13 protein-coding genes and 4 tRNA genes are annotated in these 13,845 nt (G+C 42.0%); 11 read left to right on the forward strand and 6 right to left on the reverse strand.

Translation table 11 applies throughout. The features are described from left to right. The first annotated feature begins 2 nt into the window (after positions 1 to 2). Positions 3 to 494 (forward strand): DUF2919 family protein, encoded by a 492-nt coding sequence (locus E2K93_RS14980; RefSeq protein ID WP_135439872.1) that lies wholly within the window; start codon positions 3 to 5, stop codon positions 492 to 494. A 497-nt stretch (positions 495 to 991) separates the two neighbouring features. Here the strand turns inward: E2K93_RS14980 and E2K93_RS14985 are convergent, their stop codons facing one another. From E2K93_RS14985 to E2K93_RS14995, 3 genes are all read right to left on the reverse strand, one after another. After that, positions 992 to 1,642, reverse strand: coding sequence for a hypothetical protein (locus tag E2K93_RS14985; protein ID WP_135439873.1), 651 nt, complete (start codon positions 1,640 to 1,642; stop codon positions 992 to 994). A gap of 12 nt (positions 1,643 to 1,654) precedes the next feature. Continuing rightward, positions 1,655 to 1,846, reverse strand: a complete 192-nt coding sequence (locus E2K93_RS14990; protein WP_135439874.1) for a hypothetical protein — start codon at positions 1,844 to 1,846, stop codon at positions 1,655 to 1,657. Positions 1,847 to 1,945: 99 nt separating this feature from the next. Beyond that, a complete protein-coding gene (locus E2K93_RS14995) occupies positions 1,946 to 2,734 on the reverse strand; it encodes a tetratricopeptide repeat protein (protein WP_135439875.1) in 789 nt (262 codons plus the stop codon). A 313-nt stretch (positions 2,735 to 3,047) separates the two neighbouring features. Between E2K93_RS14995 and E2K93_RS15000 the strand changes: the two genes are divergently transcribed. Then, positions 3,048 to 3,602 (forward strand): TetR/AcrR family transcriptional regulator, encoded by a 555-nt coding sequence (locus E2K93_RS15000; protein WP_135439876.1) that lies wholly within the window; start codon positions 3,048 to 3,050, stop codon positions 3,600 to 3,602. 10 nt (positions 3,603 to 3,612) lie between these two features. Then, on the forward strand, positions 3,613 to 5,025 hold the full coding sequence (locus tag E2K93_RS15005; RefSeq protein WP_135439877.1) for a coniferyl aldehyde dehydrogenase: 1,413 nt from the start codon (positions 3,613 to 3,615) through the stop codon (positions 5,023 to 5,025). A gap of 188 nt (positions 5,026 to 5,213) precedes the next feature. Here E2K93_RS15005 and E2K93_RS15010 read toward each other — a convergent pair whose 3' ends face one another. Then, a complete protein-coding gene (locus tag E2K93_RS15010) occupies positions 5,214 to 6,086 on the reverse strand; it encodes an MBL fold metallo-hydrolase (protein ID WP_135439878.1) in 873 nt (290 codons plus the stop codon). 165 nt (positions 6,087 to 6,251) lie between these two features. Next, complete coding sequence (rnhA, locus tag E2K93_RS15015; RefSeq protein WP_135439879.1) at positions 6,252 to 6,719, reverse strand: ribonuclease HI; 468 nt, start codon at positions 6,717 to 6,719, stop codon at positions 6,252 to 6,254. A gap of 94 nt (positions 6,720 to 6,813) precedes the next feature. Here rnhA and dnaQ point away from each other — a divergent pair, with 94 nt between their 5' ends. The 8 genes from dnaQ (at position 6,814) to E2K93_RS15055 (ending at position 11,116) form a co-directional block, all read left to right on the forward strand. Beyond that, positions 6,814 to 7,539, forward strand: coding sequence for a DNA polymerase III subunit epsilon (gene dnaQ / locus E2K93_RS15020; RefSeq protein ID WP_135439880.1), 726 nt, complete (start codon positions 6,814 to 6,816; stop codon positions 7,537 to 7,539). Positions 7,540 to 7,722: 183 nt separating this feature from the next. Next, positions 7,723 to 7,799, forward strand: a tRNA-Asp gene (locus E2K93_RS15025). A gap of 40 nt (positions 7,800 to 7,839) precedes the next feature. Beyond that, positions 7,840 to 7,916 (forward strand) — tRNA-Asp (locus E2K93_RS15030). A 26-nt stretch (positions 7,917 to 7,942) separates the two neighbouring features. After that, positions 7,943 to 8,019 (forward strand) — tRNA-Asp (locus E2K93_RS15035). A gap of 36 nt (positions 8,020 to 8,055) precedes the next feature. Next, positions 8,056 to 8,132: transfer RNA gene (locus E2K93_RS15040), tRNA-Asp, on the forward strand. 214 nt (positions 8,133 to 8,346) lie between these two features. Then, positions 8,347 to 10,242 carry an alpha/beta hydrolase family protein gene (locus E2K93_RS15045; protein WP_228445341.1) on the forward strand — a complete coding sequence of 632 codons (1,896 nt, stop codon included), beginning with the start codon at positions 8,347 to 8,349 and terminating at the stop codon, positions 10,240 to 10,242. 146 nt (positions 10,243 to 10,388) lie between these two features. Further along, complete coding sequence (locus E2K93_RS15050; protein WP_135439881.1) at positions 10,389 to 10,826, forward strand: SRPBCC family protein; 438 nt, start codon at positions 10,389 to 10,391, stop codon at positions 10,824 to 10,826. 2 nt (positions 10,827 to 10,828) lie between these two features. Next, positions 10,829 to 11,116, forward strand: coding sequence for a putative quinol monooxygenase (locus E2K93_RS15055; protein ID WP_135439882.1), 288 nt, complete (start codon positions 10,829 to 10,831; stop codon positions 11,114 to 11,116). Positions 11,117 to 11,277: 161 nt separating this feature from the next. Here the strand turns inward: E2K93_RS15055 and fadE are convergent, their stop codons facing one another. After that, positions 11,278 to 13,746 carry an acyl-CoA dehydrogenase FadE gene (fadE, locus tag E2K93_RS15060; protein ID WP_135439883.1) on the reverse strand — a complete coding sequence of 823 codons (2,469 nt, stop codon included), beginning with the start codon at positions 13,744 to 13,746 and terminating at the stop codon, positions 11,278 to 11,280. Positions 13,747 to 13,845: the final 99 nt, after the last annotated feature.

Genomic DNA, 13,845 nt, shown 5'->3' on the forward strand with positions numbered 1-13,845 from the left:
CAATGACTCATCCGTTTTCACACTTTTCGGTTAAAGACTTCGACAAGCATAACTGTTTAAAGATATCGATTTGGTATTACCTAGCCTTGGCATTTTTAGTTAAAGGTTACGTTGTAGCGTTGCTTAGCTTAAGCAATATGCGCGATAAACTCGGTTTTATTCGTTATGTCTATCCTGACCCGCAAGTTTTTTATACCAGTTTATTAGTGGGCATACCGGGACTTTTACTGTTCGCACTTTTAATGGCACGACGTCCTAATGCCGCCAATTGGGTACAACGTATATGGCCCAAATTTTATTGGCTCGTAGCGATTGCTATGTTGATAGATATGGCACTTACTTGGGGTATGTATGCCTTGCTAGGTTGGGGGGATAGTAGCCAAGCCTTGATACAAACCGCATTAGCTATATTACTGTTAGTGATACTAAAGCGAGATCGCCGCGCGAATATTAATTTACAAGAGTTCCCTGAACTTATCGAAGAAGAAAAATAGCGCCGTCACAAATAAAACCTTCATCCATAAGCTATTTGCATTAGCACATTCTGTTCTCATCCCATCGTGTTTTTGAATGGGAGCACCATCCGATTCGAAGTGACCATTGGCCATTAAAATGAAAGACGCGCTCACATCAATGGAGCGCATTCTTATTTAATGTGAAAGATTCTTACTTAAATAGAAATATAACAAGCCTTAAATAGTATTTCACTTATACGAAATATCGAACCAATTAGCTTTTTGTATATTCCACTCTAAACGGCCGCCTTTACAATCAAACAACGCCACCTTTCCATACAGAATTTGCCACGATTCCGATAAGAAATTGCCGTTAATAATGGATGTCTAGTTTAATTATGTGCCTTCCTCTAGGGAGGGCAGAATTCCCTCCTTGGAATTGAATTGCTCAACTATTAGAATAGGGGATTTATAGTAATCTAAATATTAACAATGAGTGTCTAGTTTATTTTGGGAGCTATTTTAGTTTTTAGTGGTCAACTAGGTGCTTTTTCAAAACACTCTAAATAGCCATCTTCAAGCGTTGAACTTATTCGGTATACCCAGCCAGAAGAACCAGCCAATAAATATGTGACACCTTTAGTTTTGGCATTTTGATGTATGACATCGCTTTCTGTCCATATCCAGGATATAGGTCCATCAAATGTTTTTTCCACACTCATTGTAAAGTCGAGGCTTGAAAGTTTACTTAAACTAGACCACTCTTTGCCTTCATTGCTTTGGTTCTCAATTACCATCGCTTCACCATCTAGTTCAAAGACAGCTACGACATGTCCCTTTTTAATTAATATGTCTTCTTGTAACGAATTATCGTAATAATATAACCCCATCCTATGCTCTTGATGGAATCCTTGCCAAATATAGCCGGTATTTAATTCAACAATTGTAAGAGGTAATCGGTCTATTTTTTTTAATGGCAAATAATTCAAAAAAAAACCACCTTGAGAAATAGAATATTTTTTTCCTCTCATCATCACTTCGACATACCAAGGGGCTTGTTGATTCTCACTGTATTTTAATTGGCATATTTGTTTTTCTTGTGACGCAGCGAAGCTTTGGTGGCTAACCATAATAAAGACACACCAAGTTGTTAATACTTTCCATATCATTTTTATTAAAAGCTCCATTTTGACCCTCCATTATCCGACTCTTGGATTGAAATCGTTAATCATTTTATTATTTATATGATATTGCTTTAAGATGTTATTTGTTATCTCCATGGCTTCTACTTCTTGCGCTTCTCTTTTAGCATGATATTTTTTGTCGTGAAAACTAATTTCTATATGCGCTTTTACATAGTGAACAGCTTCAAAATAAGTATTTATTTCCATGTGATATTTCGCTGCCAAAATGAAAGACGCGCTCACACCATAGGAACGCGTTCTTAACTATCTTCAAATATTCTGATAATGTTTTGCATTACTGCACGCTCAGTTCGGAATGATGTTTTCAACATCAAGATTGCATCCATCAACTTGTTTACAAAGTTCATTGTAATCCTTATTGGCGCTACTTATGCCTTGCTTAATGGCTTCTGCAAACCAATATAACGCTTTATTTTCATCTGCTGCTACCGCTTCACCATCTCGATACATTTGCGCTAAGCTGATTTGTGCATAAGGATGGCCACTTTTCGCTGCCTGTTCGAATAGGCGAAAAGCTTCATCTAGGTCTTTTTCGTATCCCATATTGCCTTGATAAAGCGAAATAGCTTTCTGATTAGCTTCTTCTCCCTTTCTAGCTTTTCTCTCTTTTTTAACGGGCTGACGTGACTTTGCAATGACAACACCACCAAATAAATGCATTCCATTGGCTGAACGCCCAACTTCAGCTATGCTGCCGTCTTGCCAATATCTAATAATTTCAGCGTTATTTAAACTTGTTAAATTATTAGAGAAAAAATTCCTTGTTAAAAGTTTATCTGAGCGAATTCCTTTAACAGCATCAGACACTTTCGCGTATACATAATTGCTCAACTTGAACGATACTGAGTTATCATTTATTGAGTTAATCTGCGCTATTAAGTATTTTTCTCGTGACGGGGTGTTCTGATTTAGCAATTGTTTTTCTAATATATAAACATCGTTAATCTTTGGAGACTGGATTAATTGTCGTGTTTTCTCTTTCTCCGTCATTTTATAATTAACCACAAAGGCGATTATCAAAATGAATGTTAAGATTGCTAAAACAACTTTCGATAAGGCTAACGTTAGTTTCATAATAACTCCCTGTAATTTTATGAGTAACAGCTGTTCACCCTCAACAGACCTTAACCTTTTCAATCGGTTAACGTCAAATCGTTGTAAATAATTTAAAAGCGTCACTGAAATGAATCCAGATTGATTATGTTATCAAGATACACTTGGTTTACAAATCCATCCTGATATGTAAACTAATGGTTGACCTTTAACCTTGCTTTTGTTTATTCTGGTGCCTCATAACATGAGGCTAACTGTATGGCTTTGCGCCGCATGTTTAACGAGCAACAGGCGAAATATCTGCAGGCTTTTAGGGTAGAGAAAAATCCAAATCATGACAGACGTTAAAAGTGACACCATTACAATGGCGCAGAATATACTGATTGCGTTTTCCCATAGTGGTTTCAAAAAAACATCGATGCAAGATATTGCTAACGCCGCTGCGGTATCAAGGCAATCCATCTATAAAAAATTTGGTTCTAAAGAGCGTTGTTACCAGTGGGTTATTCACACCTATTTGGCTGATATGTACGTTAGAGTGTTTGCCGAGTTAGACAATAAACAGCAACAAGCCGCAGAAACACTATTCAATGTGTTTAACATCTTTATTGGTGAACCTATGCAGGTTGTGACCAATGCCCATGGCACCGAAGTCTTTGATGATTGTTTAAAAGCGACACATGCATCAAAAGAAGATTGGCCACTAAGGTTTCGTGCAAGACTTGCCGATTTCCTGGTCAGTCAAAACATGGTAGGCGCACAACGCTCTAATGGCGTAGCGTTTACCCTTATATCTGCCGGTAAAGGCTTGATGTTAGAAAGACGCAGTAATGAGCAGTTTGATCACGATTTAAGGCTGATGATCGAAAGCATTTCCACAGAGGTTTAAAGAGAGTTTTATGACGATTGCAGAAAATATAACGAGCCATCAGCTTCAGGCAAACTTTGCGCAATTACAGTCGGCTTATCGCCAGCACCCCGCGCCGTCATTAGCAGAGCGTAAGGTTGTTCTCAACAAACTAAAAGCCGCGATCATTGCCAACGAACAGGCCATTTACCAGGCCATGAAACAAGACTACGGTTATCGCAGTGAATTTGATAGTTTAATTGCCGACATCTTGCCAAGTGTTGCCGGCATCAATTATGCCCTTAAAAACCTGAAAAAATGGATGAAACCGTCCAAGCGTCATGCCGGTTTAATGCTCGCACCGTCTAAGGTAAAAGTTCACTATCAACCGCTAGGCGTTGTTGGCGTTATTACACCATGGAATTTTCCATTCTTTTTGGCGCTTGGGCCAACGGTGCAAGCCTTAGCGGCAGGCAATCGGGTAATGATTAAAATGAGCGAATTTACGCCTAATGCCAATAAGGTATTGCGTAATATTGTCTCCAGCATTGCCGAGCATGTGCAAATCGTTGAAGGTGAAGCGGAGGTTGGTGCGGCTTTTTCACAGCTCGCTTTCGATCATTTAATCTTTACCGGCTCATCTGCAGTTGGAAAAATGGTGGCCAAGTCGGCGGCCGAAAACTTAACGCCAGTGACCTTGGAGTTAGGCGGTAAGTCACCAACCATTATTGATGACAGTATTGATATCAATATCGCCGTTGATGCCATTATCGTCGGCAAGTCGCTTAACTCTGGGCAGATTTGTGTAGCCCCTGATTACGTGTTTGTACCGGTAGATAGAGAACAGGAGTTTATCTATACCTTTCTCAAACGCTATGGTGAATATCATCTATCAAATGGCGACGTGAATAGTCAGACTCACATTATAAACGACAGACAACATAGTCGTTTAATGGGCTTTTTAGAGGATGCTAAACAAAAGGGCGGCGAGATCCACTCGGTAAAAGAGGTCGAGGCAGATCAAGGTCATCGTGTATATCCGCACTTAGTGACTAACGTGACACCAGAGATGGATATATTACAGCAAGAGATATTTGGTTCTATCTTGCCGGTAATGACCTATCAAAACATTGAACACGTCATCAGCTATATTAATGAGCGTCCACGTCCATTGGCGCTGTATATTATGTCGACCAATGACACGGTGATTAACACCTTGCTAGAACAAACCCACAGTGGTGGTGTCTCGATTAATGACACGGCATTGCATGTCGCGGCGGATGATGCGCCATTTGGTGGTGTCGGTAATTCGGGTATCGGACATTATCATGGTCATGAAGGCTTTTTAACGTTTTCAAAAGCGAAAACGGTGCTGCATTCAAGTTCATGGCTACCGAAGAACCGTTTTATATTGAAGAATAGGGACTTGATGCATAAATTGTTGCGCAAGTTTTTCTTAAGATAAGCCTAGCCATATGACGCCAATATATAGCGCTGAGCAATGCATGTTCCACACTTCGCTTATGCTAATCAGCTTGTGAGGTTCTCAACACCTGCTCATGAAAAATCGCGTAGAGTAACCTGCCCACAGCAGCTCTTATAAACAAAAAAATCGAAGCCAGTGCTTCGATTTTTTATTGCCTGAGAAAACAATTAACTTAGCTTATCAATGCCTTGTATTGGCGTCTTAAAGTAATGCTGTTCGTCTTCTTCTGCTTGTGGCAAATCACCAGCTTGAATGTTGCATTGTAAAGACGGGAAAATTAACTTTGGATTTGCCAAAGTCGCATCACGTTGTTGGCGAACTTTAACGTAATCTTGCTCGCTTACGCCGTCACTGATTTGAATGTTGTCCGCTTTTTGTTCGGCAACGCTGGTGACAAAACGCAAATCACGACCACCGGGTTGGTAATCGTGGCACATGTACAGCTTGGTATCGTCACCGAGCGCGTATATTTTTTGAATTGAACGATACAATAGGGCGGCATCACCGCCAGGGAAGTCACAGCGCGCTGAACCAGAATCAGGCATAAACAACGTATCACCAACAAAGGCATGGCCGGCGATAACATAGGTTAATGAGTCCGCTGTATGACCTGGAGTTTCCAATACGTCAATTTGATATTCACCTAAAGGTAAGCTATCACCCTCTTTTAGTAACTGGTCAAACTGCACACCGTCGGTATTAAAATCTTTTGCTAAATTAAACACCGTTTTAAAGGTTTTTTGGATACTGCGAATATTGGCACCAATGCTAATGTCCCCACCAATCTTTTGTTTCAAGTAAAAGGCACTGGAGATATGGTCTGCATGAGCATGCGTTTCTAAGATATAGCGAACGGTTAACTGTTGCGCATCAACATAATCGATTAATTGTTGGCTATACACGGTATCGACTCGACTGGCTACAGGGTCGTAATCGAGTGCTGGGTCAATGATGGCGCATTCTTTACTGCTATCGTCAAAAACGACATAGGTCAGCGTAAACGATGCGTTATGGAAAAAGTGTTGGATTTGTAATGCCATAATCTGCTCTTGTTGTATCGTTGCGTGATTTATGTTTTTTCACGGATATTGCATTATTGTTCAATGTTGAGCAAGAGCATTGCGCTTAAAAACCGGTAATTATCGCAGTAAAATGGCAATTTATTGTTCCAGCGCAAGCCATACCTATATATAGGTGCGCTCTATTTAGCTCGGCTTGTAGCCGCTATCTTCAAGTAAATCGCTTTGCTCAGCAGCGGTTCTTGCTAAATCATCGCATCGCTCATTTTCGGGATGGCCACTGTGTCCTTTAACCCATTTCCACTCGATTTTATGCTTTTGCGTTTGCTCATAAAGCGTCTTCCATAAATCGACATTTTTTACTGGTTGTTTGCTGGCGGTGCGCCAATTGTTCTTCACCCAGTTATGGATCCAGCTGGTGATGCCCTGACGTACATATTGGCTGTCCGTTGTTAATGTCACCTGACACGGTTCTTTTAGAGCTTTTAAAGCGATAATGCAGGCCAACATTTCCATTCGGTTGTTGGTGGTCAGTTTATAACCTTGGCTGAGCTCTTTACGATGCTTGTTATAAATTAACACCGCACCATAACCACCTGGTCCAGGATTTCCCAGACAGGAACCATCGGTATATATTTGCACGACTTTGCTCATATTGTTTTGCAATCCTTGTTTTTTAAAGCCAGTTTATCAGGTAACATGGCAAGGATATAGCATCGTTAATAAATAAACCTGATACCTAAACATTATGCAAGAGCAAGCAGAACGACTCATCGTACTCGATACGGAAACCACCGGTATAGACCCGAAACAAGGCCATCGCATTGTTGAAATTGGTTGTGTGGAACTTATTGACCGTAAGTTCACCGGACGTACATATCATGCCTACGTTAACCCGCAGATGCATATGGACCAAGAGGTTATCGACGTTCACGGATTGACCAACGAGTTTTTAACCGACAAACCACTGTTTAACAAAGTCGCAGATGAATTTATCGAGTTTATTCGTGGTGCCGAATTGATCATCCATAACGCCCGATTTGACGTTGGCTTTATGGATCATGAGTTTGCTATGACTCGTCGTGGTTTGCCGATGACGGCAGATATATGTACCGTGACCGATACCTTGAAAACATCAAGAGATGAGTTTGGTTCACCAAAAACACTCGACTTTCTTGCAAGGCATTATGGCGTCGAAAAGCTCGTCGACCGTACCTATCACGGCGCTTTGATTGATGCCCAGTTATTAGCATACGTTTACATTGAAATGACGCGCTACCAAAACACTCTGTCTTTACAAGAAGACAAAGATGGTAGCGACGGTTTAAGTGTTCGTCGTTTAGACAGCAATCGTCCGGCTTTACGTGTCGTCAGCGCCAGTAATGACGAGCTGCAAGCACACGATGAGCGCTTGGCGATTGTAGAGAAAAAAGCGGGTAAAAGTATTTGGCGTGGTGAAGTCGCCAGCGAATAACCATTTCGGGCTGCAGAGCGCTAAATGCTTGCTTAAAAATGCAACTTTCTGCGTTTAAAAGCGCCTGATTGTATGACAAATGTTCAGTTGAACATTTTTATTCAAAAAAGTTGTTGACTCGTGCGAACAGTACCCTTATTATTCGCTCCGCATTCAACGACAGCATGTTGAAGAAAGTGCAGCGGAGTGGTAGTTCAGTTGGTTAGAATACCGGCCTGTCACGCCGGGGGTCGCGGGTTCGAGTCCCGTCCACTCCGCCAACATTTTCCTCACATATTTGATTGCGCGTTTTATCGATGCGGAGTGGTAGTTCAGTTGGTTAGAATACCGGCCTGTCACGCCGGGGGTCGCGGGTTCGAGTCCCGTCCACTCCGCCAACGATATAAACAAACAAATCCTATGCGGAGTGGTAGTTCAGTTGGTTAGAATACCGGCCTGTCACGCCGGGGGTCGCGGGTTCGAGTCCCGTCCACTCCGCCACGATTTGTCAAAGCTGCGTTGAAGTATCCCTGTTGCGGAGTGGTAGTTCAGTTGGTTAGAATACCGGCCTGTCACGCCGGGGGTCGCGGGTTCGAGTCCCGTCCACTCCGCCACTTATCTTCACAAAAGATTGAAGATAATCGAAAATCGCTGAAAGGCGATTTTTTTGTTTCTGCAACAATATAATTTCTCTTCTCTTTTACTTACTGTTTTTTCTCCTTACTTATTAACTGCTTATATTTGCATCACTTGCTCCAGTCAGCTAAGTTAAATCAGACTGGCTTTCAAAAATGAAAGCAAGATAATACTAATAATTAAGGATGTGTTATGAAGCAAACCATCATGCGGAGCATGGCTTTCGCGACTTGTGCAACATTATTGTTCGCCTGTACGAGTGGCAATGAAGAGCCTGCACCTGTAAAATTTAGCAGTTATAGCGCCAAACAATTTTTTGAAACCACGACCATTAGCGGTACCAGTATCAACCATGATGGCAGTGCCATATTAGTGCACAGTGACAAGACGGGTATTTTTAATGCCTACCGATACCCAACCGACGGGGCAGAGCCGGTCCAATTGACGCATTCAACAGAAGAGTCCGTTTGGGTTATTGACTGGTTTCCTAATGATGATCGCTTTCTTTATGCACAAGATAAAGGCGGTGATGAACTCGATCATGTTTTTGTGCAGGAGCTTGATGGTAAGGTTGTCGACCTAACCCCAGGTGACAATGTCAAAGCCTACTTTTCTGGCTGGCATCAAGATGGCAGTCACTTTTATGTGGCAACCAATGAAAGAGACAATAAACAGTTTGATTTATACCGCTATGCGAGCGACGACTATCAACGTGAAATGGTGTTTGAGAACAAAGATGTGATGTCGTTAAATACCTTGTCCCGTGACGGTCAATGGCTGGCATTGTCTAAAAACATCAGCAACACCGATGACGATATCTACCTATACAATATTAATGAGCAAAAGCTGGTTAATGTATCTGAGCCTGATCTTGATGCCTCACATTCTGCGGTGACTTTCACGAAAGACAATAAATCGTTGATCTATTCATCAGATCAACAAGGTGAATTTAGGCAATTATTTGAGTACGTTATTGCTAACGGTGAGCATAAACAGCTGAGCAATTTCAAGTGGGATGCTCGAGGCACCATGTTTTCACCAAACTATGGTTACCAAGTTACCTACATCAATCAAGATGCAAAAACAGTGGCAAAAATTGTCAACACCAGAACCGGTAAGAAGGTTGATATAAATGGCTTACCACCGGGCGATGTATTGCGTGTTAATTTTTCTAATGATGAACAACAGATGTCGTTCATGATCAACTCCGATACCTCACCATCAAACTTGTATGTTTATGATCTTAGTAGGGAGCGCTTAAGTCGATTAACAGACTCTCTTAACCCAGCCATTGATGAGTCGGTACTGGTTAACAGCCGCGTCGTGCGTTATGAAAGTTTCGATGGTTTGCAGATCCCAGGGTTATTGTTTAAACCAAAACAAGCGTCTAAGGACAGTAAAGTACCAGTGTTGATCATGATTCATGGTGGCCCTGGTGGACAATCTCGCACCGGTTACAGTGCCTTGCGTCAGCACCTTATCAATAATGGTTATGCCATTTTTGCCGCCAACAACCGTGGCTCATCAGGCTATGGTAAAACCTTCTATCATTTAGACGATCAAAAACATGGTGAAGATGACTTGCAAGACATTGTCTATGCGAAAAAATATCTACAAACGTTAGATTGGGTAGACTCTGAAAAAATAGGTTTGATAGGCGGCAGTTACGGCGGTTACCTAACGATGGCCGGCATGGCGTTTACCGATGAGTTTGCGGTTGGTATTAATATTTTTGGTGTTACCAATTGGGTTCGTACCTTAGAGAGTATTCCGCCGTATTGGGAAGCATTTCGCAAGTCTCTGTATGAAGAGCTTGGCGACCCAGCTACAGACAAAGAGCGTTTAACACGGATATCACCATTGTTTCATGCTGACAAAATAAGCAATCCAGTGTTGGTTGTGCAAGGTGCAAATGACCCACGGGTGTTGCAAATTGAAAGCGATGAAATGGTTGCTGAAATGGAGAAAAACGGTGTTGCGGTTGAATACGTTTTATTTGACGATGAAGGTCATGGTTTTGCGAAAAAAGAAAACCGTATTAGCGCCTCAGAAGCGTACCTGAAGTTTTTACAAACCTACTTAAAATAACCAAAAAACGCTCAAACGTTACAATGGTTTAAAGACTGGCCCTGATTTGTGATTAACATGAATCAGGGCCTTTTTGTGTGTTCTGCAAACTTGTAATTACAGTGATCTATCTTATAGTGTAGATACCCTATTTAGCGGACCTCTGTATGAAATATACGGTCGAGATTGACATCGCAGTGCCTATTGAGAAAGTCATCGATTTATTCGATAGCAGCGAAAATATGCGACACTGGCAACCTGACTTGCTTAGCTTTGAAACCATCAGCGGCAAGCCGGGACAAGTTGGTAGTGAAGCACGTTTGGTGTACCAAATGGGCAATCGAGAAGTCGTCATGACCGAAGTCATTACTCGAAAAGATTTACCGCAAATATTTGCCGGTGTGTACGAAACAGACAATGTCTGGAATTTGGTTGAAAACTCTTTTATCGATTTGGGTAATGGCAACACCCGTTGGGTTTGCACAAATGAATTTAAATGCAGCGGTTTTGTTCGACTCATGGCATTATTAATGCCAGGAATGTTTAAAAAACAATCTGTTAAGTATCAAGAACAATTTAAGAGTTTTGCAGAAACGGCGTACTAATTATGACAATAACAAGAGTAAATCATTTAAAAGCTGCAGATGGAAAGCAGCAGCAAATGTTCAATTTCCTAACTGAATTAAAAAACTATATAGCCAATAGTCCAGGCTGTGTTGAATGCCAACTGTTGCGCAATCAGGATAATGATTGTGCCTTTGTGGTTATTGAATTATGGCAAGATGTAGAGTCGCACAGAGCCTCGTTAGCCAACTTTCCCCAAGAAGATATGCAAGCGGCAATGAGCTTGTTTGGCGAGCCACCAAGCGGCGCATATTATCAAACCATTGATTAACAAAGAGCCGTTGAGTGCATAGGATAGGGCACTGCAACCAATATCGAAAACAAGATAAAAACGAAGATAAAAAAGCCGAATCACATGATTCGGCTTTTTGTTTGCTGTGACGTACGAGGTAATTCAAGCGGTAACTTGTGTCGTAGTCTTATAAGCGTTATTTAAGCAGCACGCTCACCTTTATTTGCTTCAAGGTTTGCTAAGTGCTTTTCTTTATTCGCGACAAGCTCATATGGGTCAAAGTCATCAACGTTAATAACAGCTTTACGTTGTGCTTCAGTTTCTATAAGCAGCTTCGCTTCATCTTCACCGATAAAGCCTTTCTCTAACGCCATTTCTGCCAGTTGATCAAGGTTAATGATGCGGTGACGTTCGCCGCTTGCAGCATTGATTTTATCGACAATCACTTCAGCTTTGATGATGTTCTCAAGGGTTAACTCAAGTTGACCAAACAAAGAACCATCGGTTTTATTCAAGTATTGGCCTTGACCTAATCGAGTTCGAGCTTCGCCTGGCACTTGCAGAATACGTGATACTTTGTGATCAAGTCTATCTGAAGGTTTACGTAATGAGGTGCCAAATGGCATAACCATCAATTTAAACGCTTTACCGATGAATCGGTTAGGGAAGTTCTCACAAAGCTCTTTAATCGCTTGCTCACACTTGTATAGGCTATCTTCAACGGCCCACATCATAAGTGGTTTGTCAGCAAGTTGACGGCCTTCGTCGTCATAGCGTTTCAATGTTGCTGAGGCAAGGTATAGGTAACTTAATACATCACCTAAACGCGCAGACATGCGTTCACGACGTTTTAAATCTCCACCAAGCACTGCCATAGACAAATCTGACAACAACGCTAAGTTTGAACTGAACTTGGTCATTTGACGATAGTAGTGACGCGTTTCATCTTTGAACGGCGCTTTGATATAACTGGTGCCGAATATGGCAAACAGTTTAGAGCGGATCAAGTTTGAAATAGTGAAACCAATGTGACCGAATAGCGCTTCATCAAAATCATGCTGACCTTGCAACATGTCTTTGTTACTTGCCGCTTCCATTTCTGCCAATACATATGGATGACAGCGGATAGCACCTTGACCGTAAATAATCATATTTCGGGTTAGGATGTTAGCGCCTTCAACGGTAATTGCGATAGGAGCGCCTTGATAGCCGCGTGCCAAATAGTTACTTGGCCCCATACAAACACCTTTACCACCATGGATATCCATAGCGTCGATAATACACTCACGCATTTTTTCGGTTAGGTGGTACTTACAAATAGCGGATACAACAGAAGGCTTCTCACCTAAGTCAACGGCACCAGTAGACATGGTCGTTACGGCATCCATAAGGTAAGCATTACCGCCAATACGCGCTAGTGCTTCTTCAATACCTTCCATTTTACCGATAGGTAGCTTAAATTGACGGCGAATGTGACTGTAAGCACCGGTCGCTAACGCGGTTTGCTTGATGCCACCAGCGGAGTTTGAAGGTAAGGTGATAGCACGGCCAACAGACAAACATTCAACCAGCATACGCCAGCCTTGACCGGCCATTTTAGCGCCACCGATGATGTAGTCTAATGGTACAAATACTTCTTCACCTTGCGTCGGACCATTTTGGAACGGCACGTTCAATGGGAAATGACGACGGCCGGTAATTACGCCGTCAATATCTGTCGGAATCAATGCGCAGGTGATACCTAAATCGGTTTCTTCGCCGATCAGCTTGTCTGGATCGTAAAGCTTGAATGCTAAACCTAAAATCGTGGCAACCGGTGCTAGGGTGATATAACGTTTATTCCACGTTAGGCGCATACCCAACACTTCTTTACCGTCAAACTCACCTTTACAAATGATACCAAAATCAGGAATGGCACCAGCGTCTGAACCCGCTTCAGGGCTAGTTAGTGCGAAACAAGGGATTTCTTCACCCGTCGCTAAACGTGGTAAGTAATGGTCTTGTTGATCTTTGGTACCATAGTGTTGCAACAATTCGCCTGGGCCCAAAGAGTTTGGAACACCAACCGTACTGGCCAAAACAATTGACACACCACTTAACTTTTGCAGAACACGTGACTGTGCGTATGCACTGAACTCTAAGCCGCCGTATTGCTTTTTAATGATCATCGCGAAGAACTTATTGTCCTTCAGATACTGCCAAATATGTGGCGGCATATCGGCTAATTCATGGGTTACTTCCCAATCATCAACCATGCGGCAGACTTCTTCTACCGGACCATCCATAAAGGCTTGTTCTTCTTGCGTTAGTCGAGGTTGTGGGAATTTATGTAACTTATCCCAACTTGGAGCGCCTTTAAATAACTCTGCTTCATACCATGTGGTACCAGCATTTAATGCTTCGCGCTCAGTCGAAGACATTTCAGGCATAACCTTTTTAAAGGCCTGCAGTAACTTGTTACTGATCAGTTGACGACGTAAGCTCGCCACATTGAAAACAGCGGCTACCGCGATAAACAATAACCAGCCAATAAAACCGACTAGGGAAAAAGCAGTCGCAATGACCATCAGTGCGGTATAAGCGGCAGTGAATAAACCTAGAGAGGCCCGAGCATATGCCAGATAACTCGTTACCACTATAAGGACGAGTAAGCCAATTAAAAATTCCACGTTAACTCCTGTTGTATTTTTAGTTTATGGTAAGAGGTCGTACCAGTTTTACTTAAGCATAAATACAATTGCAAACATTTTCAAATGTTTTCATCGGTA

This window comes from Thalassotalea sp. HSM 43, from assembly GCF_004752005.1.
Lineage (GTDB): Bacteria > Pseudomonadota > Gammaproteobacteria > Enterobacterales > Alteromonadaceae > Thalassotalea_A.

Excerpts from the sequence above, each read along its gene's own strand:
- E2K93_RS14980 (WP_135439872.1), top strand. The coding sequence starts at position 3 with ATGACTCATCCGTTTTCACACTTTTCGGTTAAAGACTTCGACAAGCAT.
- E2K93_RS14985 (WP_135439873.1), bottom strand. The coding sequence starts at position 1,642 with ATGGAGCTTTTAATAAAAATGATATGGAAAGTATTAACAACTTGGTGT.
- E2K93_RS14990 (WP_135439874.1), bottom strand. The coding sequence starts at position 1,846 with ATGGAAATAAATACTTATTTTGAAGCTGTTCACTATGTAAAAGCGCAT.
- E2K93_RS14995 (WP_135439875.1), bottom strand. The coding sequence starts at position 2,734 with ATGAAACTAACGTTAGCCTTATCGAAAGTTGTTTTAGCAATCTTAACA.
- E2K93_RS15000 (WP_135439876.1), top strand. The coding sequence starts at position 3,048 with ATGACAGACGTTAAAAGTGACACCATTACAATGGCGCAGAATATACTG.
- E2K93_RS15005 (WP_135439877.1), top strand. The coding sequence starts at position 3,613 with ATGACGATTGCAGAAAATATAACGAGCCATCAGCTTCAGGCAAACTTT.
- E2K93_RS15010 (WP_135439878.1), bottom strand. The coding sequence starts at position 6,086 with ATGGCATTACAAATCCAACACTTTTTCCATAACGCATCGTTTACGCTG.
- rnhA (WP_135439879.1), bottom strand. The coding sequence starts at position 6,719 with ATGAGCAAAGTCGTGCAAATATATACCGATGGTTCCTGTCTGGGAAAT.
- dnaQ (WP_135439880.1), top strand. The coding sequence starts at position 6,814 with ATGCAAGAGCAAGCAGAACGACTCATCGTACTCGATACGGAAACCACC.
- E2K93_RS15045 (WP_228445341.1), top strand. The coding sequence starts at position 8,347 with ATGAAGCAAACCATCATGCGGAGCATGGCTTTCGCGACTTGTGCAACA.
- E2K93_RS15050 (WP_135439881.1), top strand. The coding sequence starts at position 10,389 with ATGAAATATACGGTCGAGATTGACATCGCAGTGCCTATTGAGAAAGTC.
- E2K93_RS15055 (WP_135439882.1), top strand. The coding sequence starts at position 10,829 with ATGACAATAACAAGAGTAAATCATTTAAAAGCTGCAGATGGAAAGCAG.